The sequence below is a fragment of the Streptomyces sp. GLSS-08 genome (genome assembly GCF_056387915.1).
This window is the reverse complement of sequence record NZ_JBWJAQ010000001.1, coordinates 649,727-670,077: the sequence shown is the minus strand read 5'-3', so window position 1 is coordinate 670,077 and position 20,351 is coordinate 649,727. Positions and strand designations below refer to the sequence as shown.

At 72.3% G+C, this 20,351-nt stretch carries 16 protein-coding genes; 12 read left to right on the top strand and 4 right to left on the bottom strand.

Translation table 11 applies throughout. The features are described 5' to 3' along the window. Nucleotides 1-91: 91 nt before the first annotated feature. The 8 genes from AC0ZLC_RS02675 to AC0ZLC_RS02640 all read left to right on the top strand — a co-directional run bounded on the left by AC0ZLC_RS02675 (nt 92) and on the right by AC0ZLC_RS02640 (nt 8,796). Entirely contained in the window at nt 92-775 is a 684-nt protein-coding gene (locus tag AC0ZLC_RS02675; RefSeq protein WP_476750192.1) for a response regulator, read from the top strand. 179 nt (nt 776-954) lie between these two features. Continuing rightward, nucleotides 955-3,708 carry a DNA translocase FtsK gene (locus AC0ZLC_RS02670; protein ID WP_476750191.1) on the top strand — a complete coding sequence of 918 codons (2,754 nt, stop codon included), beginning with the start codon at nt 955-957 and terminating at the stop codon, nt 3,706-3,708. A gap of 264 nt (nt 3,709-3,972) precedes the next feature. Further along, nucleotides 3,973-4,827, top strand: coding sequence for a helix-turn-helix domain-containing protein (locus AC0ZLC_RS02665; RefSeq protein ID WP_476750190.1), 855 nt, complete (start codon nt 3,973-3,975; stop codon nt 4,825-4,827). Nucleotides 4,828-4,919: 92 nt separating this feature from the next. Further along, nucleotides 4,920-6,395 (top strand): 30S ribosomal protein S12 methylthiotransferase RimO, encoded by a 1,476-nt coding sequence (gene rimO / locus AC0ZLC_RS02660; protein WP_476750189.1) that lies wholly within the window; start codon nt 4,920-4,922, stop codon nt 6,393-6,395. After that, complete coding sequence (pgsA, locus tag AC0ZLC_RS02655; protein ID WP_476750188.1) at nt 6,392-7,090, top strand: CDP-diacylglycerol--glycerol-3-phosphate 3-phosphatidyltransferase; 699 nt, start codon at nt 6,392-6,394, stop codon at nt 7,088-7,090. The genes rimO and pgsA overlap by 4 nt, the downstream gene beginning before the upstream one ends. After that, complete coding sequence (locus AC0ZLC_RS02650; protein WP_476750187.1) at nt 7,087-7,632, top strand: CinA family protein; 546 nt, start codon at nt 7,087-7,089, stop codon at nt 7,630-7,632. The genes pgsA and AC0ZLC_RS02650 overlap by 4 nt, the downstream gene beginning before the upstream one ends. Before the next feature lie 109 nt (nt 7,633-7,741). Next, a complete protein-coding gene (locus AC0ZLC_RS02645) occupies nt 7,742-8,119 on the top strand; it encodes a helix-turn-helix domain-containing protein (RefSeq protein ID WP_037620346.1) in 378 nt (125 codons plus the stop codon). Between the two features lie 206 nt (nt 8,120-8,325). Further along, the gene (locus AC0ZLC_RS02640) at nt 8,326-8,796 is read left to right on the top strand and encodes a Dps family protein (RefSeq protein ID WP_358855558.1); all 471 of its coding nucleotides are present in this window, start codon (nt 8,326-8,328) and stop codon (nt 8,794-8,796) included. A gap of 779 nt (nt 8,797-9,575) precedes the next feature. Here AC0ZLC_RS02640 and AC0ZLC_RS02635 read toward each other — a convergent pair. From AC0ZLC_RS02635 to AC0ZLC_RS02625, 3 genes are all read right to left on the bottom strand, one after another. Further along, the gene (locus tag AC0ZLC_RS02635) at nt 9,576-10,337 is read right to left on the bottom strand and encodes an SDR family NAD(P)-dependent oxidoreductase (protein ID WP_476750186.1); all 762 of its coding nucleotides are present in this window, start codon (nt 10,335-10,337) and stop codon (nt 9,576-9,578) included. A 231-nt stretch (nt 10,338-10,568) separates the two neighbouring features. After that, on the bottom strand, nt 10,569-11,414 hold the full coding sequence (locus AC0ZLC_RS02630; RefSeq protein ID WP_476750185.1) for an Fpg/Nei family DNA glycosylase: 846 nt from the start codon (nt 11,412-11,414) through the stop codon (nt 10,569-10,571). A gap of 97 nt (nt 11,415-11,511) precedes the next feature. Then, nucleotides 11,512-16,644: an ATP-dependent helicase gene (locus tag AC0ZLC_RS02625; protein WP_476750184.1), complete on the bottom strand. Its 5,133-nt coding sequence runs from the start codon at nt 16,642-16,644 to the stop codon at nt 11,512-11,514. Between the two features lie 232 nt (nt 16,645-16,876). On the opposite strand from AC0ZLC_RS02625, the gene AC0ZLC_RS02620 reads away from it, so the two are divergent. The 3 genes from AC0ZLC_RS02620 to AC0ZLC_RS02610 are packed head-to-tail and all read left to right on the top strand — an operon-like array spanning nt 16,877 to nt 18,983. Beyond that, nucleotides 16,877-17,974: an AraC family transcriptional regulator gene (locus tag AC0ZLC_RS02620; RefSeq protein WP_476750183.1), complete on the top strand. Its 1,098-nt coding sequence runs from the start codon at nt 16,877-16,879 to the stop codon at nt 17,972-17,974. Then, entirely contained in the window at nt 17,914-18,678 is a 765-nt protein-coding gene (locus AC0ZLC_RS02615) for an AzlC family ABC transporter permease (protein ID WP_476750182.1), read from the top strand. Before AC0ZLC_RS02620 ends, AC0ZLC_RS02615 begins: the two co-directional genes overlap by 61 nt. Further along, nucleotides 18,675-18,983 (top strand): AzlD domain-containing protein, encoded by a 309-nt coding sequence (locus tag AC0ZLC_RS02610; protein WP_476750181.1) that lies wholly within the window; start codon nt 18,675-18,677, stop codon nt 18,981-18,983. Before AC0ZLC_RS02615 ends, AC0ZLC_RS02610 begins: the two co-directional genes overlap by 4 nt. A gap of 93 nt (nt 18,984-19,076) precedes the next feature. Here AC0ZLC_RS02610 and AC0ZLC_RS02605 read toward each other — a convergent pair whose 3' ends face one another. Then, entirely contained in the window at nt 19,077-20,033 is a 957-nt protein-coding gene (locus tag AC0ZLC_RS02605) for a hypothetical protein (protein ID WP_476750180.1), read from the bottom strand. 80 nt (nt 20,034-20,113) lie between these two features. Here AC0ZLC_RS02605 and AC0ZLC_RS02600 point away from each other — a divergent pair, with 80 nt between their 5' ends. Then, nucleotides 20,114-20,308: a DUF3046 domain-containing protein gene (locus AC0ZLC_RS02600; protein WP_358851426.1), complete on the top strand. Its 195-nt coding sequence runs from the start codon at nt 20,114-20,116 to the stop codon at nt 20,306-20,308. Nucleotides 20,309-20,351 lie beyond the last annotated feature (43 nt).

Below are 20,351 nucleotides of genomic sequence, written 5' to 3'. Positions count from 1 at the left end.
GGCTACGATGACCGGCACAAGGACGGGCGGCGCAAGGGAGTCGTCCCCTGGGGCGGCGCCCGGCGCACTGCCGGGGCGAGGAGGGCGGGCCATGGTGCAGAAGGCCAAGATCCTCCTGGTCGATGACCGGCCGGAGAATCTGCTGGCGCTGGAGGCCATCCTCTCTGCGCTCGATCAGACACTGGTGCGGGCATCGTCAGGGGAGGAAGCGCTCAAAGCGCTGCTGACCGACGATTTCGCGGTCATCCTGCTGGACGTGCAGATGCCGGGGATGGACGGTTTCGAGACCGCCGCCCACATCAAGCGGCGGGAGCGGACGCGGGACATCCCGATCATCTTCCTGACCGCGATCAACCACGGCCCGCACCACACGTTCCGCGGGTACGCGGCGGGCGCGGTGGACTACATCTCCAAGCCGTTCGACCCATGGGTGCTGCGCGCGAAGGTCTCCGTCTTCGTCGAGCTCTACATGAAGAACTGCCAACTCCGTGAGCAGGCCGCCCTGCTGCGGCTCCAGCTGGAGGGCGGCGGCAAGGCGGCGCTCGGTGACGCCAAGGAGCCGGCCGGACTGCTCGCCGAGCTGTCCGCGCGGCTCGCGGCCGTCGAGGAGCAGGCCGAGGCGCTGTCCAAGCAGCTCGACGACGATGCAGCAGACGCCGCCGCGGTGGCGACCGCGGCTCATCTCGAACGCAAACTCACGGGCCTGCGCAGGGCCCTGGACGCCCTGGAGCCCGGTACGGGGAGCGGCGCTCCGTCGGTTTCCTCGCAGAACTGACCCGCGGCACCCGCGCGTTGCCTGCCGGGGAACGAGCCGTTCCCCGGCGCGGCTCGGCGTGACGCGAGGCGCGGAACCGATGAACCGGCGTCAGTTCCGGTCCCCGGCAAGGGCGACACGAACGGGTGAAGCAGTAGGCACACGTGTCCGCTGTCTTCTCCACCGGTAACCTCACACCCATGGCCTCACGTCAGCCCGCAGCCAAGAAGCCGCCCGCGAAGAAGGCGGTCGTTCCGACGAGGGCTCCGGCGAAGAAGGCCCCCGCCAAAAAAGCCGTCCCGAGACGGGCGCCGGCCAAGAAGGCCGCCGTCAGGAAAGCTCCTCCCCGGCCGGCGCCCAGTCCGACCGGGGGCGTGTACCGGCTCGTACGCGCCGTCTGGCTCGGCGTCGCGCACGCCGTCGGAGCGCTGTTCCGCGGCATAGGGGCGGGAGCCAAGGGACTCGACCCGGCGCACCGCAAGGACGGCGTCGCGCTGCTGCTGATCGGCCTCATGCTGATCACCGCGGCCGGCACGTGGTCGAACCTCCAGGGGCCCGTCGGCGAGCTCGTCGAGATGCTGGTGACCGGCGCCTTCGGCCGGCTCGACCTGCTCGTCCCGATACTGATCGGCATCGTCGCCGCGCGCCTCATCCGGCACCCGGAGAAGCCCGAGGCCAACGGCCGCATCGTCATCGGGCTGTCCGCCCTCGTGATCGGCGTGCTCGGCCAGGTGCACATCGCGTGCGGGGCGCCCGCGCGCAGCGACGGCATGCAGGCGATAAGGGACTCCGGTGGACTGATCGGCTGGGGCGCGGCGACCCCGCTGACGTTCACGATGGGCGACGTCCTCGCCGTACCGCTGCTGGTGCTGTTGACCGTCTTCGGGCTGCTGGTCGTCACGGCGACCCCGGTCAACGCGATTCCGCAGCGGCTGCGCCTGCTCGGCGAGAGGCTCGGCATCCTGGCGTCCCCCGAGGACGCGGACGTCTTCGGCGAGGACGACGAGCGCTACGACGAGCAGTGGCGCGAGGCGCTGCCCGCGCGCTCCCGGCGCCCGCGCGCCCCCGAGGCGTACGACCCTGACGGTGTCGAGCAGGAGGCGCTCACCAAGCGCCGGAGCCGCCCCCGGCGCTCCGCCGTGCAGCAGCCCGACATGGACCGCCCCATGGACGCGGTCGACGTCGCCGCGGCCGCCGCTGCCGCGCTGGACGGTGCCGTCATGCACGGGATGCCGCCCTCGCCGCTGGTGGCCGACCTCACGCAGGGCGTGAGCCCGGAGCGGGACGGTTACGAGGAGACGACGCCGGTCCCGGCCGCGCGTGCCAAGACCGCTGCGGCCGCGCGGCCCGGCGCGAGTGCCAAGCCGGCGAAGCAGGACCCGTTCAGGGCCGACGCCGTCGTGCCCGACCTGACCAAGGCCGCGCCCGAGCCGCCGCGTGAACTGCCCTCCCGCGCGGAGCAGCTCCAGCTCTCCGGGGACATCACCTACGCGCTGCCGTCCCTGGACCTGCTGGAGCGCGGCGGCCCGGGCAAGACGCGCAGCGCCGCCAACGACGCCGTGGTCGCCTCGCTGTCGAACGTCTTCATGGAGTTCAAGGTCGACGCCGCCGTCACCGGCTTCACGCGCGGCCCGACGGTCACCCGCTACGAGGTCGAGCTCGGCCCCGCCGTGAAGGTCGAGCGGATCACGGCGCTCACCAAGAACATCGCGTACGCAGTCGCCAGCCCGGACGTGCGGATCATCAGCCCGATCCCCGGCAAGTCGGCGGTCGGCATCGAGATCCCGAACACCGACCGCGAGATGGTCAACCTCGGTGACGTGCTGCGCCTCGCGGACGCGGCCGAGGACGACCACCCGATGCTGGTCGCGCTCGGCAAGGATGTCGAGGGCGGCTACGTGATGGCCAACCTGGCGAAGATGCCGCACGTCCTGGTGGCCGGCGCGACCGGCTCCGGCAAGTCGTCCTGCATCAACTGCCTGATCACCTCGGTCATGGTGCGCGCGACCCCGGAGGACGTGCGCATGGTGCTCGTCGACCCCAAGCGCGTCGAGCTGACCGCGTACGAGGGCATCCCGCACCTGATCACGCCGATCATCACGAACCCGAAGCGGGCCGCCGAGGCGCTCCAGTGGGTGGTACGGGAGATGGACCTGCGCTACGACGACCTCGCGGCGTTCGGGTACCGGCACATCGACGACTTCAACGAGGCGATCAGGAAGGGCAAGGTGAAGCTGCCGGAGGGCAGCGAGCGCGAGCTGAGCCCGTACCCGTATCTCCTGGTGATCGTCGACGAGCTCGCGGACCTGATGATGGTCGCCCCGCGCGACGTCGAGGACGCGATCGTGCGCATCACGCAGCTCGCGCGCGCGGCCGGCATCCACCTGGTGCTCGCCACGCAGCGGCCGTCCGTGGACGTCGTCACGGGTCTGATCAAGGCGAACGTGCCGTCCCGGCTCGCCTTCGCCACCTCGTCGCTCGCCGACAGCCGGGTCATCCTCGACCAGCCGGGCGCCGAGAAGCTGATCGGCAAGGGCGACGGACTCTTCCTGCCGATGGGGGCGAACAAGCCGACCCGTATGCAGGGCGCCTTCGTCACCGAGGACGAGGTCGCGGCCATCGTGCAGCACTGCAAGGACCAGATGGCGCCGGTCTTCCGGGACGACGTCACCGTGGGCACCAAGCAGAAGAAGGAGATCGACGAGGACATCGGCGACGACCTCGACCTGCTGTGCCAGGCGGCCGAGCTGGTCGTCTCCACCCAGTTCGGGTCCACCTCGATGCTCCAGCGCAAGCTGCGCGTCGGCTTCGCCAAGGCGGGCCGGCTGATGGACCTCATGGAGTCGCGGAACATCGTCGGTCCGAGCGAGGGCTCCAAGGCGCGTGACGTTCTCGTGAAGGCGGACGAGCTGGACGGAGTGCTGGCCGTGATCCGCGGGGAGACCGAAGGGTAGGGAAGCGGGGCGCACGGGCCGTCCCAGGGGTGGATCCGCGTCAGGCGGGTATTCGAACGTGACTTACCCGTAAGGCATCCGTGAGCAACCGTTTCCCTTCGGCGTACGTCAAGTTGAGCGAGGGGACAGGTACATGTCCCAGCATCAGGATGACCGGCCATTCTGATGGCGTACAAAGTCCCACCGCCCGGTTGCCCCACCCTTTCGTACCCCCCCTAGACTGAACCTCCAGCACAGGTGGCTACACGCTCGAAAGGCGCCCCCGTGTCCATCGGCAACTCCCCTGACGGCAACTCCCCCGAAGACGAGCGTCCGTTCGAAGACGATCGCGAGGCGGAACGCCCCTCGATCGGTCACGCCCTGCGGCAGGCGCGCATCGACGCCGGGCTGACCGTCGACGACGTCAGCACCGCCACCCGGGTCCGCATCGCCATCGTGCACGCCATCGAACAGGACGACTTCGCGCCCTGCGGCGGTGACGTCTACGCCCGCGGTCACATCCGGACCCTGGCGCGCGCCGTCCACCTCGATCCGGCCCCCCTCCTCGCGCAGTACGACGCCGGTCACGGCGGGCGCCCCGCCCCGACCCCCGCGGCCCCCCTCTTCGAGGCGGAACGGATCCGCCCGGAGCGACGCGGGCCGAACTGGACCGCCGCCATGGTCGCCGCGATCGTCGCGGTGATCGGCTTCGTCGGATTCACCATGGTCAAGGGTGGTGACGACGGGGACAGCACGGCGGCCCAGGTCGCCGAGGGGTCCACGCCCACCGCCGGCAAGACCACGGCCAAACCCACCAGGAGCAAGCACACCGACCCCAAGCCGGACCCGACCGACAGCGCCATCGCGGCGGCGCCCCAGGACAAGGTCACCGTCCAGGTCAGCGCCACCGACGGCCGCAGCTGGATCTCCGCCAAGGACCACAACGGCCGGATGCTCTTCGACGGACTGCTCAAGAAGGGCCAGTCGAAGACCTTCCAGGACAGCACGAAGATCAACCTCATCCTGGGTGACGCCGGCGCCATCCAGCTGTACGTGAACGGCAAGAAGATCGAGAACGACTTCCAGCCGGGCCAGGTCGAGCGCCTGACCTACACGAAGGGCGACCCCGAGGTCGGATAACCGGGCCGAGGGGCAGCGCGCGCACGGGGTTGGCCATGATCGGCCAACCCCGTCGACATGGGGCCTCGACGGGACGAAGTAGTCTTGAGTCCATGCCTGAACGCCGTACCGTCGCACTCGTCACTCTTGGCTGCGCCCGCAACGAGGTGGACTCGGAGGAGCTCGCAGGCCGTTTGGAGGCGGACGGCTGGCACCTCGTGGAGGACGCCGAGCAAGCGGACGTCGCCGTCGTCAACACCTGTGGTTTCGTCGAGGCCGCCAAGAAGGACTCCGTGGACGCCCTCCTGGAGGCCAACGATCTCAAGGGGCACGGCAGAACCCAGGCCGTCGTCGCCGTGGGCTGCATGGCCGAGCGTTACGGCAAGGAACTCGCCGAGGCGCTGCCCGAGGCCGACGGCGTACTCGGCTTCGACGACTACGCCGACATCTCCGACCGCCTCCAGACCATCCTGAACGGCGGCATCCACGCCTCGCACACCCCGCGCGACCGCCGCAAGCTGCTGCCGATCAGCCCGGCCGCGCGGCAGTCCGCCGGCGACGAGGTGGCCCTGCCCGGTCACGGCGCGCCCTCGGACCTGCCGGCGGGCGTGGCCCCCGTGTCCGGCCCGCGTGCCCCCCTGCGCCGCCGCCTGGACGGTTCCCCGGTCGCCTCCGTGAAGCTCGCCTCCGGCTGTGACCGGCGCTGTTCGTTCTGCGCCATCCCGTCCTTCCGCGGCTCCTTCATCTCGCGGCGGCCGAGCGACGTGCTGAACGAGACCCGCTGGCTCGCCGAGCAGGGCGTCAAGGAGGTCATGCTGGTCTCCGAGAACAACACCTCGTACGGCAAGGACCTCGGGGACATCCGTCTGCTGGAGTCGCTGCTGCCCGAGCTCGCTGAGATCGACGGCATCGAGCGCGTGCGGGTCAGCTACCTCCAGCCCGCCGAGATGCGCCCCGGGCTCATCGACGTCCTGACCTCGACGCCGAACGTCGCGCCCTACTTCGACCTGTCCTTCCAGCACTCCGCCCCCGACGTGCTGCGCTCGATGCGGCGCTTCGGCGACACCGACCGCTTCCTGGAACTGCTCGACACGATCCGCGGCAAGGCCCCGCAGGCCGGCGTGCGGTCGAACTTCATCGTGGGCTTCCCCGGGGAGACCGAGGCCGACCTGGCCGAGCTGGAGCGTTTCCTCACGGGCGCGCGGCTCGACGCCATCGGCGTCTTCGGGTACTCCGACGAGGACGGAACCGAGGCGGCGACCTACCAGAACAAGCTCGACGAGGACGTCGTCGCCGAGCGTCTCGCGCGCGTGTCACGCCTCGCCGAGGAACTGGTCGCGCAGCGCGCCGAGGAGCGCGTCGGCGAGAGCCTGGAGGTCCTGGTCGAGTCCATCGACGACGAGGAGGGCGCGGTCGGCCGCGCCGCCCACCAGGCGCCGGAGACAGACGGCCAGGTGCTGTTCACGAGCAGCGCGGGCCTGACCGTCGGTCGTATGGTCGAGGCAAAGGTGGTCGGTACGGAAGGTGTCGACCTGGTGGCCGAGCCGCTCCCGGGCTCGTCCGCGGGGACCGAGGAGGCGGGCAGATGACCGGAGTCCCGGCATCCGCGGCGGACAGTTCCCCCAGCGCCCCGGGCACACCCGGCGCTCCGGACGGAACGAAGCCGGTGCGAAAGCTGGGCGCTGCGGCCGTCGATCAGGCCAGCCTCTGGAACGTCGCGAATCTCCTCACCATGCTCCGGCTCGTACTCGTGCCGGGCTTCGTACTGCTGCTGCTCGCCGACGGCGGGTACGACCCCGTGTGGCGCGCGTGGGCCTGGGCCGCCTTCGCCATCGCCATGATCACCGACATCTTCGACGGACACCTGGCCCGCACCTACAACCTGGTCACCGACTTCGGGAAGATCGCCGACCCCATCGCCGACAAGGCGATCATGGGCGCGGCGCTGATCTGTCTGTCCTCGCTCGGCGATCTGCCGTGGTGGGTGACGGGGGTGATCCTCGGGCGTGAGCTCGGGATCACCCTGCTGCGTTTCCTGGTGATCCGCTACGGGGTCATTCCGGCCAGCCGGGGCGGCAAGATCAAGACGCTGGCGCAGGGCACCGCGGTCGGGATGTACGTGCTGGCACTGACGGGGCCGCTGGCGAGCCTGAGGTTCTGGGTGATGGCCGTGGCGGTCGCCCTGACCGTGGTGACGGGACTCGACTACGTAAGACAGGCCATTGTGCTGCGCAGGCAGGGAATCGCCGCGCGCCGGGCGACCGCCGGGGAGGCCGAGCGGTGAGTTCCGAGGCCGCTGAAGTGCTGCGACTACTCACGGTGAGGGGCGAGACGCTCGCCGTGGCCGAGTCGCTCACTGGTGGCCTGGTGGCCGCTGAGATCACCGGGACTCCCGGGGCGTCCAAGGCCTTCCGGGGTTCCGTGACCGCCTACGCCACCCCGCTCAAGCACGAACTGCTCGGGGTCGACGCCACTCTCCTGGCCGAGCGCGGCGCGGTGGATCCGCAGGTCGCGGCCCAGATGGCGGCCGGCGTCCGCAAGGCACTCGGCGCGGACTGGGGGATCGCGACCACCGGCGTCGCCGGCCCCGACAGCCAGGACGGACAGCCGGTCGGTACCGTTTTCGTCGCCGTCGACGGACCCTCGACGGAGAAAACGGATGCCGATATTGGCGGGAAAGTGGCGTCCCTGCGGTTGAACGGCGACCGTACGGAAATTCGTATGGAGAGTGTACGGAGCGTACTCGCGCTGCTCCTCGCGGAGCTCGCGGACGAACACACCGGAAACGAGCGGGCACAGGATACGGAACAGAACGGGGGGACTTGATGTTTGCAGCCCTGAGTGAACACGACATCGCTCCCCGCACGGCCGCGGCGCAAGGCGGTACGGTGGGGCGTGAAGGATGCGGCTACGCGGTCCGAGGAGGGAGCCACCGATGATTCTGCTCCGTCGCCTGCTGGGTGACGTGCTGCGTCGGCAGCGCCAGCGCCAGGGCCGTACTCTGCGCGAAGTCTCCTCGTCCGCCCGAGTCTCACTCGGCTATCTCTCCGAGGTGGAGCGGGGGCAGAAGGAGGCATCCTCCGAGCTGCTCTCCGCGATCTGCGACGCGCTTGACGTACGGATGTCCGAGCTCATGCGGGAAGTGAGCGACGAGCTCGCCCTCGCCGAGCTGGCACAGTCGGCTGCTGCCACCGAACCGGTGCCCGCACCGGTGCGTCGCCCGATGCTCAATTCCGTATCCGTGACCGGTGTGCCACCGGAACGGGTCACGATCAAGGCACCCGCCGAGGCCGTCGACGTCGTCGCGGCCTAGCGTTCACGACCTCGCGGTCGGCACTGCACCACGTCAGCGAGAGCCCCGGCCGGGGCTTCTCCGGGGAGACCCGGAGGGGACCGGCCGGGGCTCTCGCTTTGCCGCGGGCGCGGCGGAACCCCGTTTGCCGGTGTGCCCCGGGGCGGTCATGGTGGAGAGGCGGTGGCTCGGGGCCGTACTGAGTGATCTTGAATCGGAGGATTCGGATGTACGTCGTGAAGAGCCCGTTGTCCGACGCGGACCTGAAGATCGTGTCCGAGGCACTGCAGGGCGCGCTGGTCGACCTGGTTGACCTCTCCCTGGTGGCCAAGCAGGTCCACTGGAACGTGGTCGGGCCGCGCTTCCGGTCCGTCCATCTCCAGCTGGACGACGTGGTGGCCAGTGCGCGGCTGCACTCCGACACGGTGGCCGAGCGGGCCTCGGCGCTGGGCGTCTCACCCGACGGCCGCGCGGCGACGGTCGCCGCCGGCAGCGGGATCGGGACCGTCACCGACGGCTGGGTCAAGGACGCGGACGCCGTCGGGACGCTCGTCGAAGCGCTGGGCGCCGTGATCACGCGGATGCGGGAGCGAGTGAAGTCGACCGAGAACCCGGACCCCGTCAGCCAGGACCTCCTCATCGGAATCACCGCGGATCTGGAGAAGCACCACTGGATGTTCCAGGCGGAGAACGGCTGAGGCCGGAGTGAAGCGCGGGCGATCCGGACCACGGGGGCTCGCCGGGCGCCGGAACCCGCCGGGCACGGGGCCGCGGCGGGCCCCGCGGGTGCGGGAACCCGCGCGCGTCCGTGGGCAGGGCGCGTCATGGGCGCGTGGAGGAGAACGCCCCGCGTCCGATGCCGCGGCGCGCCGGGGTCCTGGCAGGAAGAGGCGCGTGTGTGCGTGCGGTGCGCCTCTGTGCCGGTGGTGCGCCCTCCCGGCCGGCGAGAGCGGCGGTCTAGCGTCGGGCCGGAGGTGGCCGCCATGGCAGGGCGGATAGCGCGCTGGGGGGCGACGCTGACGCTCGGGGGGCTGTGGTGGTGGGGGATCCTCCGGCTCGCGCTGGCTCCTGACGCAGGGGTGTGGGAGGGAGCCGTCGCGGCCGGAGGGTGGGGGCTGGGCCTGCTGCCCGTGCACTGCGCGCCGAAGGCGCGGGCTGCACGGGCGGTGGTCGCGGACCAGAAGGCGATACGGAGTCCCGGGACGGCCGGGACGGGGCGACGAAGGTCCGGGGGAGGGCGGGGGAGGTAGGGCACGGGATGCGAGGCGCGCCGGGGGGTGCTGCAACACAGCGGGGGCGTTGGAGGGTGCTGCAACATCGCGGGAGGCGTTGGACGTGCTGCACCACCGCGGGGGGCGGGGCGTTGGGGTGCCCTGACGTGGCCGCCGGATGGCCGGGCGCCGCTTTTGATTCGCCGCACGCCCACGCAGGAGGGGGCATGCGTGGCTGTCCCGCACCCCCGTCCACCGTCCGTGGGTCACCAGGGCATGGCCACGCCGCCGTTCGGGCGGAGGATCTGTCCCGTGGTGAAAGACGAGGCGTCGGAGGCCAGGTGGAGGACGGCGTGGGCGACGTCCTCGGGTTCGCCGACCCGGCCCAGGGGTGACATCCGGGCCATGAACGCCTCGGTGTGCGCCTGCGCCTGCCCGTGCCGCCCGGTCATGGGCGTGCGGACCCAGCCGGGCGCCACCGCGTTCACGCGGATCCCGTGCGGGCCGGTCTCCGTCGCCAGCGTCCTGGTGAGCTGGACGACGGCCGCCTTCGACACGCCGTAGCACAGCAGGCCGGGCCCGCCGGTGTCGACGGCGCCGGAAGCCATCGTGACGATGCTGCCCCGCACCCGCCGCGCGATCATGTGGCGAGCGGCCTCCTGGCAGGCGTACAGCACGCCCTTGAAGTTGACGCTCCACACCCGGTCGAGGTCCTCTTCCCGCGTCTCCAGGACCGGACTGCTGTGCATGATCCCCGCGACCGCCGCCATGACGTCGAGCCGCTCGCAGGAGTCGACAGCCTTCCGGAGTGCGGTCCGGTCGGTCACGTCGAGCCGGTGGATGCGGGCGGTACCGCCCTCGTCCTCGATCAGGGTTGCCGTCTCGTGCAGGCCCTCGTCGTCGCGGTCCGCGCAGTGCACCCCGGCTCCCGCCCGGGCGAGCAGGACGGCACAGGCACGGCCGATACCGCTCGCGGCGCCGGTGACGAAGGCCGTGCGGCCGGTGAGGTCGTACGCCGTGAGGGGCATGCAAGGAAGGTACGAGTTTTTCTGACGGGGCGTCAATTCCGTGTGCGGGATGGAGTCGTACGGGGTGGGGTGTGCTGTGCCGGCTGGGGTGGTGCGGGATGCGGGGCCTGGGTGTGCGGGGGTGCGCCGGGTGGGGTCCGGGTGCTGCCGGATGCGGTTCGGGGTCCGCCTGGTCGGGTGCGGTGCCGCCGGCTGTGGCCGTTCCCGGAGGGGCTGTGATCCACCGGAGGTTCAGTGGGGTGCGGTGCGGGTCGAGGGTCCCGCGGCCCGGGGGGGCGTGCGCGGCGGTGTGGGGCCCGTCTGGCAGGACGGGCACCAGTAGGTGGGGCGCTCGCGGGAGCCGTCGCCCTGGTTGGCCAGACGGATACGGGTCCCGCACCGCAGGCAGGGACGGGACGCCCGCCCGTACACGAACAGCCGCTGCTCGCGCAGGCCCGTGGTCTGGCGGTTGGGGCGTTCCCTGTTGACCTCGAGGAGTTTCTGGGCGAGCGCCGGCAGGTAGGCGGTGCGCTCGGCGGGAAGCTCGCCGACGGGCAGCCAGGGGGTGACGCCGAGGAGGAAGCACAGCTCGCTCTTGAAGACGTTGCCGATTCCGGCGAGATTGCGCTGGTCGAGCAGGGCCTCGCCGAGGGCCCGGCCGGGCTCGCGCGACAGGTTGGCCAGGGCCGTGTCGGGGTCCCAGTCAGGGCCCAGGAGGTCCGGACCGAGGTGGCCGACGGCACGGTCCTCGTCTGCGGTGCGCAACAGCTCCAGTACGGGGAGCCGGTAGCCGACGGCCGTGCGGTCCGCGTTGCCGAGGACGGCGCGGATCTGGTGGGCGGGGCCGCCGGACCAGCGCCGCCCGTTCTCGAACACCTTCCAGGAGCCGTCCATACGCAGGTGTGAGTGGAGCGTCAGGCCGCCTTCGATCCGGGTGAGGAGGTGCTTTCCGCGCGGCGTGACGTCCAGGACGGCGCGGCCGGTGAGATCGGCCGTGGCGAACTTGGGCACGCGCAGGTCGGCGTGGGTCAGCACCTTGCCCGCGAGGGCGATGTGCAGTCGCTTCGCCGTCTGCCAGACGGTGTCTCCTTCAGGCATGCATTCAAGGGTGGCACGGGTCGGGGGTGGCACGGGTCGGGGTGGCACGGGTTGGGGTGGCACGGGCCGGGGGACAACGCCGGTGGCGCCGGCTCACTCATGCGCGGATGCGCAGGCCGCGCGGGTTCGCGATGAAACCCGCTGCCTCCAGGAGGGTGCCGAAGGGGGAGGTGAGGGCCGAGGCACCATTGACCCGCTCGACGGTGACCGTGCCGAGGGAACCTGCCCGGGCGGTCGTGGAGAGGGCCTCCGCGGCAGCCCGCAGGCGCGGATCGTCCGTGGCGTCGGTCTCGGGCGCGGACGGCCAGGCCAGCAGGGTCTTGCCTCCTCGCTCCATGTAGAGGGTCAGCTCGCCGTCGACCAGGACGACCAGGGAGCCGGCCTTGCGGCCCGGTTTGTGTCCGGCGCCCGTCGGGGGCTCGGGCCAGGACAGCGCCGCGCCGTACGCGTTCGCGGGGTCGGCGGCTGCGAGGACCACAGCCCGGGAGGTTCCGTTCGACCGGTTCCGGCCGCCGGGCCCGCCGCCGTTCGCATAGGAGCCGTTCGCGTGGCCGCGGCTTCCGGTGGGGCGGCCGGGGAAGCCCGGGCCCGCCGAACGGGCGCCGGTGGCGAACGGGTCGGCCCCGTTCGGCGTGGCGAGGTCGCCCGGGAAGGTGAAGTCGCCGGGGGCGCCAAAATCACGGGGGAAGCCGGATCCTGCCGGACCGTCGGGGGAGTCGGGGGAGTCGGGGGCGCTGGGGGGCTCGCCGAAGTGGTCGGGCGAGCCGGAGGGTCCGGCGAAGTCGCCGGGGAAGTCGGGGACGAGGTCAGGACCGAACCCGGGGGCGCCTCCGTCCGTCGCGGGGGAGGCGGGGCCGCCTCGGGACTCGGCGACGAAGTCCGACCGGAAGTCGGAACCGCCCCGGGATCCCTTGGCGAAATCGGGCTGGTAACCGGGATCCGCGGCCGGGAAGCCGGACGAGAAGCCCTGGGCAGGCAGCGCTTCGCCCCGGTCACGCGCGTTCGCGGCCGCGCGCAGCCGGTCCACCGCACCGTCCATCGCGAACTGCGCGGCACCGAGGCCTTCCACCACGTAGCCGCGACGGGCCTGCCCGGTCTCCTCGAAGGCGGACAGGATGCGGTAGACCGCGGAGAAGCCGCCCTCGACGCCCTCCGCGGCGACGGCGCCCCGGGTCACCACCCCGTGGCGGTCGAGCAGAGTGCGGGCCAGGGCGTGGGCGCGCACCGTCGGATCGGCCTCGTGGTCGGGCAGCAGCGACCAGCGGCCGGCGACGGTCGGGGGGCCCGTACGGGACTGCGGGCGCGCCGCGCCGGTCAGGGAGCCGTACCGGCCGCGCGGGACCGAGCGCTTCGCGCGGTGGGCCGTGGAACCGGCGGTGCGCCCCGAGCCCAGGACGGAACGCATCGGCGCGAGGGTGTCGTTCGTCAGGCGGCCGGACCAGGCCAGGTCCCAGACGGCGTCGGCCAGTTGGGGATCGGTGACGTCGGGATGGGTGGTGGCGCGGACCTGGTCGGCGATCTGGCGGAAGAACAGTCCGTAGCCTCCGGAGAGGGTGGCCAGGACGGACTCGTGGAGGGCGGTCAGCTCCAGCGGGTGCGGTGACGGCAGGAGGAGCGGGGCCGCGTCCGCCAGGTAGAGCGAGACCCAGCCGTCCTTTCCGGGCAGTGCGCCGGCGCCGGCCCAGACGACTTCCCCGGCGGCGGTGAGCTCGTCGAGCATCGCGGGTGTGTAGTTCGCGACGCGGGACGGCAGGACCAGCTTCTCCAGGGCGGACGCCGGCACCGACGCGCCCTGCAACTGCTCGACGGCACGGACCAGTCCGTCGACACCGCGAAGGCCGTGCCCGCTGTCGACGTGCTGCCACTGGGGCAGGAACTGGGCGAGCGCGGCGGGCGGCACCGGCTCCAGCTCGTGGCGCAGGGCGGCCAGGGACCGGCGTCGCAGCCGGCGCAGGACGGCCGCGTCGCACCACTCCTGACCGATGCCCGCCGGATGGAACTCCCCCTGCACGACACGTCCGTTGGCCGCGAGCCGCTGCAACGCCCCCTCGGTGACGGCCGTGCCGAGCCCGAAGCGGGCCGCGGCGGCGGCGGACGTGAACGGGCCGTGGGTCCGGGCGAACCGGGCGAGGAGATCACCCAGCGGGTCCTTCACCGGCTCGGTGAAGGCCTCCGGGACACCGACGGGCAGTGCCGTGCCCAGCGCGTCGCGCAGGCGGCCGGCGTCCTCGATCGCCGACCAGTGGTCGGTCCCCGCGACCCGGACCCCGATGGCGCGACGGGCCCCGGCCAGATCCCGGGCCCACTGCGGTTCGGCGCCGCGCTCGGCCAGTTCGGCGTCCGTGAGCGGGCCGAGCACGCGCAGCAGGTCCGCGACGCCTTCCACGTCCTTGATGCGGCGGTCCTCGGTGAGCCACTGGAGCTCCTGCTCCAGCTCGGTCAGCACGTCGGCGTCGAGCAGCTCCCGCAGCTCCGCCTGGCCGAGCAGCTCGGCCAGCAGCCGGGAGTCCAGGGACAGGGCGGCGGCGCGGCGCTCGGCGAGGGGCGAGTCGCCCTCGTACAGGAACTGGGCGACGTAACCGAACAGCAGCGAGCGGGCGAACGGTGACGGCTCCGCAGTGGTGACCTCGACCAGGCGCACCTTGCGGGACTCGATGTCGCCCATCAGTTCCGTGAGGCCCGGCACGTCGAAGACGTCCTGGAGGCATTCGCGGACCGCCTCCAGGACGATGGGGAAGGAGCCGAACTCGCTCGCCACCTGGAGCAGCTGGGCCGCTCGCTGACGCTGCTGCCACAACGGAGTGCGCTTGCCGGGACTGCGGCGCGGCAGCAGCAGCGCGCGGGCGGCGCACTCGCGGAACCGCGACGCGAACAGCGCCGAGCCGCCGACCTGGTCGGTGACGACCTGGTCGACCTCGCCCTTGTCGAAGATGACGTCCGCGGCGCCGACGGGGGCCCGCTCGGCGTCGTACTCCCTGCCGAGCTTGACGGGCTCCTGGTCGAGGAGGTCCAGGCCCATCAGGTCGGCGTCGGGCAGCCGCAGCACGATGCCGTCGTCGGCGTGCATGACCTGGGCGTCCATGCCGTACCGCTCGGACAGCTTGGCGCCGAGCGCGAGCGCCCAGGGAGCGTGCACCTGGGCACCGAACGGGGAGTGCACGACGACCCGCCAGTCGCCCAGTTCGTCACGGAACCGCTCCACGACGATGGTGCGGTCGTCCGGGATGTGCCCGCAGGCCTCACGCTGCTCGGCCAGGTACGACAGGACGTTGACCGTGGCCCAGTCGTCGAGTCCGGCGGCCAGGAGCCGCAGACGGGCGTCCTCCTTGGAGAGGGAACCGACCTCGCGGAGGAACGCGCCGAGCGCGCGCCCCAGCTCGAGGGGGCGGCCCAGCTGGTCGCCCTTCCAGAACGGCAGCCGGCCGGGGACGCCGGGCGCGGGCGAGACCAGGACGCGGTCGCGGGTGATGTCCTCGATGCGCCAGGAGCTGGTGCCGAGCGTGAACACGTCACCGACCCGGGACTCGTAGACCATCTCCTCGTCGAGCTCACCGACCCGGCCGCCGCCCTTCTTGGGATCGGCGCCCGCGAGGAACACGCCGAAGAGACCGCGGTCCGGAATCGTGCCCCCGGAGGTGACGGCGAGGCGCTGGGCGCCGGGGCGGCCGGTGATCGTGCCGGCGACCCGGTCCCACACCACGCGCGGACGCAGCTCCGCGAAGGCGTCCGACGGATAGCGGCCCGCGAGCATGTCGAGCACGGCCGTGAACGCCGACTCCGGGAGCGCGGCGAAGGGCGCGGCGCGGCGGACCGTGGCGAGGAGGTCGTCGAACTGCCAGGTGTCGAGGGCGGTCATGGCGACGATCTGCTGGGCCAGCACGTCCAGCGGGTTGGCTGGGACCCGGAGGGACTCGATCGAGCCGGTCCGCATCCGCTCGGTGACCACGGCGGCCTGGACGAGGTCGCCCCGGTACTTCGGGAAGACGACGCCCGTGGAGACCGCGCCCACCTGGTGACCGGCCCGGCCCACGCGCTGGAGGCCGGAGGCCACGGAGGGGGGCGACTCCACCTGGATGACCAGGTCCACCGCACCCATGTCGATGCCCAGCTCGAGACTGGACGTCGCGACGACCGCGGGCAGGCGCCCCGCCTTGAGGTCCTCCTCGACGAGCGCGCGCTGCTCCTTGGAGACCGATCCGTGGTGGGCGCGGGCGATGACCGTGGGGGCACCCTGGGCCGCGCCCGATCCGCCCATCAGCTCGGCCGGGGAGTGGTGCTCGTCCAGGGGCTCGCCGGTCGCCCGCTCGTAGGCGATCTCGTTGAGCCGGTTGCACAGCCTCTCCGCCAGGCGCCGGGAGTTGGCGAACACGATCGTCGAGCGGTGGGCCAGGACGAGGTCGGTGATCCGCTCCTCGACGTGCGGCCAGATGGAGGGCTTCTCGGCGCCCTCTTTGCCGTCGGCGACCGGGGACCCGCCCAGCTCGCCGAGATCCTCCACCGGGACGACGACGGAGAGGTCGAACTCCTTGCCCGACGGCGGCTGGACGATCTCCACCTTGCGGCGCGGTGACAGGTAGCGCGCGACCTCGTCGACCGGGCGCACCGTCGCCGACAGGCCGATCCGGCGTGCGGGCCTGGGCAGCAGCTCGTCGAGACGCTCCAGGGAGAGCGCCAGATGCGCACCCCGCTTGGTGCCCGCGACGGCGTGCACCTCGTCCAGGATCACCGTCTCGATGCCGGTCAGCGCGTCGCGCGTGGCCGACGTCAGCATCAGGAACAGCGACTCCGGCGTCGTGATCAGGATGTCGGGCGGGCGGGTGGACAGGGCCCGGCGCTCGGCGGGACTGGTGTCTCCGGAGCGGATGCCCACCTTCACCTCCGGCTCGGGCAGGCCGAGCCGGACCGCCTCCTGCCGAATGCCGGTCAGGGGACTGCGCAGGTTGCGCTCCACGTCGACGGCGAGGGCCTTGAGCGGTGACACGTACAGCACCCGGCAGCGCTTCTTCGGGTCGGCCGGTGGCGGGGTCGAGGCCAGCTGGTCGAGTGCGGCGAGGAAGGCGGCAAGGGTCTTGCCGGAGCCGGTCGGGGCGACCACGAGCACGTCCGAGCCCTCACGGGTCGCCTTCCACGCCCCGGCCTGGGCCGCGGTGGGCGCGGAGAAGGCCCCCGTGAACCAGCCACGGGTCGCGGGGGAGAAGCCCTCGAGGGCTCGGTGTGCAGAACTGGCCATGCGTCCATCCTGCACCCGACCACTGACAATGCGCCTGACCTGCGAAAACGGGGTGTGGATGCGGCGTGGACAGATCGCCGGGCGGCGCGGGGCGCCGGCAACCCGCTCCTGGGCCGGTCCGACCCGTCGTCGGGCCCGGTCCCCGGCGGCGGTCCGCTGAGCCTCGCCCGTGGCCGTCCGCCCGCTTCGCACCGCCCGGAGCGGCCTCGGCGCGTGGCGCAGAATGGAGGACATGGCGGGTTCCGGGGAGCGGGCACGGCACTGGCAGTACGCGGAACTGCCCGGTGTCGACCTGCTGCGGGCCAGCTACGTCGAGAAGATCTTCGTGCGGCACACCCACGAGAACTTCGTGATCGCCGCCATCGCCGAAGGCGTCGAGGTCTTCCACCACGGCGGCGCCGACCGGTACGCGGGCCCCGGCTCCCTGGCCCTGGTCAATCCGGACACTCCGCACACGGGCCGCGCCGGCGTTCCCGAAGGCTGGCGGTACGGGGCGGTGTACCCGTCGCCCGGACTGGTGGCGGAGATCGCCGCCGAGACCACGGCCATCCGTGGAACCCCCGGCTTCACGAGTCCGGTGCTGGCCGATCCGTACGCCGCCGGCCTGGTCCACCAGGTGCTCCGGGCAGCAGACGAGGGCAACGCACTCGCCGCGGACACCCTGCTGCGGGTGGCGGTGACCCGGCTCCTGCGGCTGAACGGCGGGCCGATGCCGCACCGGGTCGTACGCACCGCGGGTGCCCGCATCGCCGCACGCGCGCGTGCCGTGCTGGAGGAGCGGATGACCGATCCGCCGTCCCTGGAGCGGCTCGCCGCCGATCTCGGCGTCAGCCCCTTCGCGCTGCTGCGGGCGTTCCGGGACACCTACGGGATGCCGCCCCACACCTGGCTGACCGACGCCCGCGTCCGACGGGCACGGCACCTCCTGGACGCCGGTACCGCCCCCGTGGAGGCTGCCGTCGCCGTCGGCTTCACCGACCAGCCGCACCTGAACCGCCACTTCACCCGGATCGTGGGTGTGCCTCCCGGCGCGTACCAGCGCGAGCGCAAGAACGTACAAGACCGGCAGGGAGACCCGCCCCTATCGTCGGGTGCGTGGGAGAACATTCGGCGACCGCGGACATACGCAGCCAGAACGGACCGGACGACCTCGGCGGCCGGGACGGCCGGGACCGCCACGGCGGGCAGAACCGGCAGGCGGGTGAAGCAGGCCGGGAAGGAGGGGGCGGACAGGGCGCTGAGCGGGTCGAGAAGGCCGACTCCGCCGTCGTGCGCGACGCACTCGGGGTCGGGGTCGCCGTCGGACTGTCCGGTTTCGCCTTCGGGGTGACCTCGGCGGGCAGCGGGTTGACGCTGCCGCAGACCTGCGCGCTCAGCCTTCTGGTGTTCACCGGGGCCTCGCAGTTCGCCCTCGTGGGCGCGCTCGCCGCCGGGGGCAACCCGCTGACGGCGGCTGCCGGAGCGTTCTTCCTGGGCGTGCGGAACGCCTTCTACGGACTGCGTCTCTCGCAACTGCTGGCCCTCCCGCGCGCGGTGCGGCCGTTCGCCGCGCAGTGGGTCATCGACGAGACCACGGCCGTGGCCCTCGCCCAGCCCACGCGGCGCGGTGTCCGCATCGGGTTCACGGTCACCGGACTCACCCTCTACGTACTGTGGAACCTCACCACACTGCTCGGCGCGGCCGGTGCCGAAGCCATCGGCGACACGGACGCGTGGGGGCTGGACGCCGCCGGGCCCGCCGTCTTCCTGGCGCTTCTCGCACCGATGCTCAAGTCCGCAACCGAGCGCACGGTGGCGGGCCTCGCCGTCGTCCTGGGGCTCGGTCTCCTGCCCGTCCTGCCCGCCGGGGTGCCGGTCCTGGTGGCCGCCCTGGCCGCCCCCGCCGTCCTCTGGGCGACGGGACGCCGCTCGACGACCACCGCCGGCGACGCACAGCAGGAAACAGAACGGGCAGCACCGCGGGACGCGCCGGAGGAAGCACACCGGGCAGCACCGCAGGCAGCACCCGAGAAGGCACAGAAAGAAGAACGTTGAACATCTGGATCGCGATCGGCGCGACCGCCGTCGGCTGCTACCTCGTCAAACTCCTCGGGCTGCTGGTCCCCGCCGGGCTGCTGGAACGCCCCCTCGTCCAACGCCTCGCGGCGCTCCTGCCGGTCGCACTCCTCTCCGCCCTCACGGCCCAGCAGACCTTCGCCGACGGGCACGCGCTGGTGCTGGACGCCAAGGCCGCCGGACTCGCCGCGGCCGCGGTGGCCCTGATCCTGCGGGCGCCCTTCCTCCTCGTCGTCCTGGCGGCCGTGGTGGTGACGGCGGGAGTGCGGGCGCTGACGGGCTGACGCCGCGCCTCGCAGCCGCACGCACGCGTACGACCCCGCCCCGGGCCGACCGCCGCAGGCCGACCGCCACGGTCCGAAACGCCCACTCCGGGCTCAGCCGACGGCCCGCCCGTACGCCCGCAGGGTGCGCAGTGCCTCGATGGTCACCATGGGGCGGCACTCCAGGGCCGTGCCCGGTGCCCACTGGCGCCAGCGGACCGGCCAGCCGCCGTCCTCCTGCTGCTCGCCCGTCAGCCGGTCCAGTGAGCGGGCCATCTCGTCGTCCGTGAACCACGCGCGCGCGAGCGAGTCCGGCGTACGCGCGTAGTCGTACGGGAAGTGATGCTCGCCCGGTGCGTAACCGGGTGCCACCGGGTACACAGCAGGACGCGCCGGGTCCAGAACCGCGAGCCCGTGCTCGCGCACGAGGCGGCCCAGCCGGTCGGCGGCAGCCTCCGCGCGCGAACGGTCGGGCACCGAGTCCAGGAAGGCGACCGCGGCCTCGACCTCGTACGGATGGGACTTCTCCAGGGACTCCACCGCCTGCCAGCAGAAGTCGGTGGCCCGGAACAGCCAGGCGTGCCACACCTCGTTGCGGTGCAGCAGACCCACCACGGGGCCGGTGGCGAGAAGGTCGCTCGGCGGATCGTCGACGACCGGCACGAACGGAGCGGCCGGATAGCCGCGCTGGCTGGGATGGATCGCTGGCAGGGCACCGTCCGGTGTCGCCACGGAGGTCAGATAGCGGCAGACACGCTCCACCCGCTGTCCGCCGCACCGCCCGACGGAGTCCAGGACGCGCAGCGCGTGAGCCGTGTGCAGGGGCTGGCTCACGGGGCCGCGCAGATCGGGCTCGAGTGCGTGACCGTACCCCCCGTCCTCGTTGCGGTACGCGGCCAGTGCCGTCTCCACCGCGTCGGCGCCCCGGTCGTCGCCGCAGTCGAGGAAGTGGTACTCGAACCGGCGCTGCTCCAGCACGCGCGCGGTGAGCCAGACGAAGTGCTCGGCGCGCGCGAGCGGGGTCCGCGCCGGGGGCGACGGGGGGAGTGGGGATGCTCCTGATTCGTCCATGGGTCAGACCGTAGGACGGAAAGCGTTTCCGGCAAGGGGTACCGGCCGGGGCCCACCCCCAGGGGCGGGATACTGGAGTCATGCGGTTGACGGTCTTCTGGCAGCGAATGGCGGATCACTTCGGAGCGGGGTACGCCGACACCTTCGCGCGTGATCACGTGATGACGGAGCTCGGCGGGCGCACGGTGCACCAGGCGCTGGACGCGGGCTGGGAGGCCAAGGACGTGTGGCGCGCGGTGTGCGCGACGATGAACGTCCCGCACGAGAACCGCTGACGCGAGGCAGCCGGAGCCGGTCCTAGGTGGGGCGACGGGGACC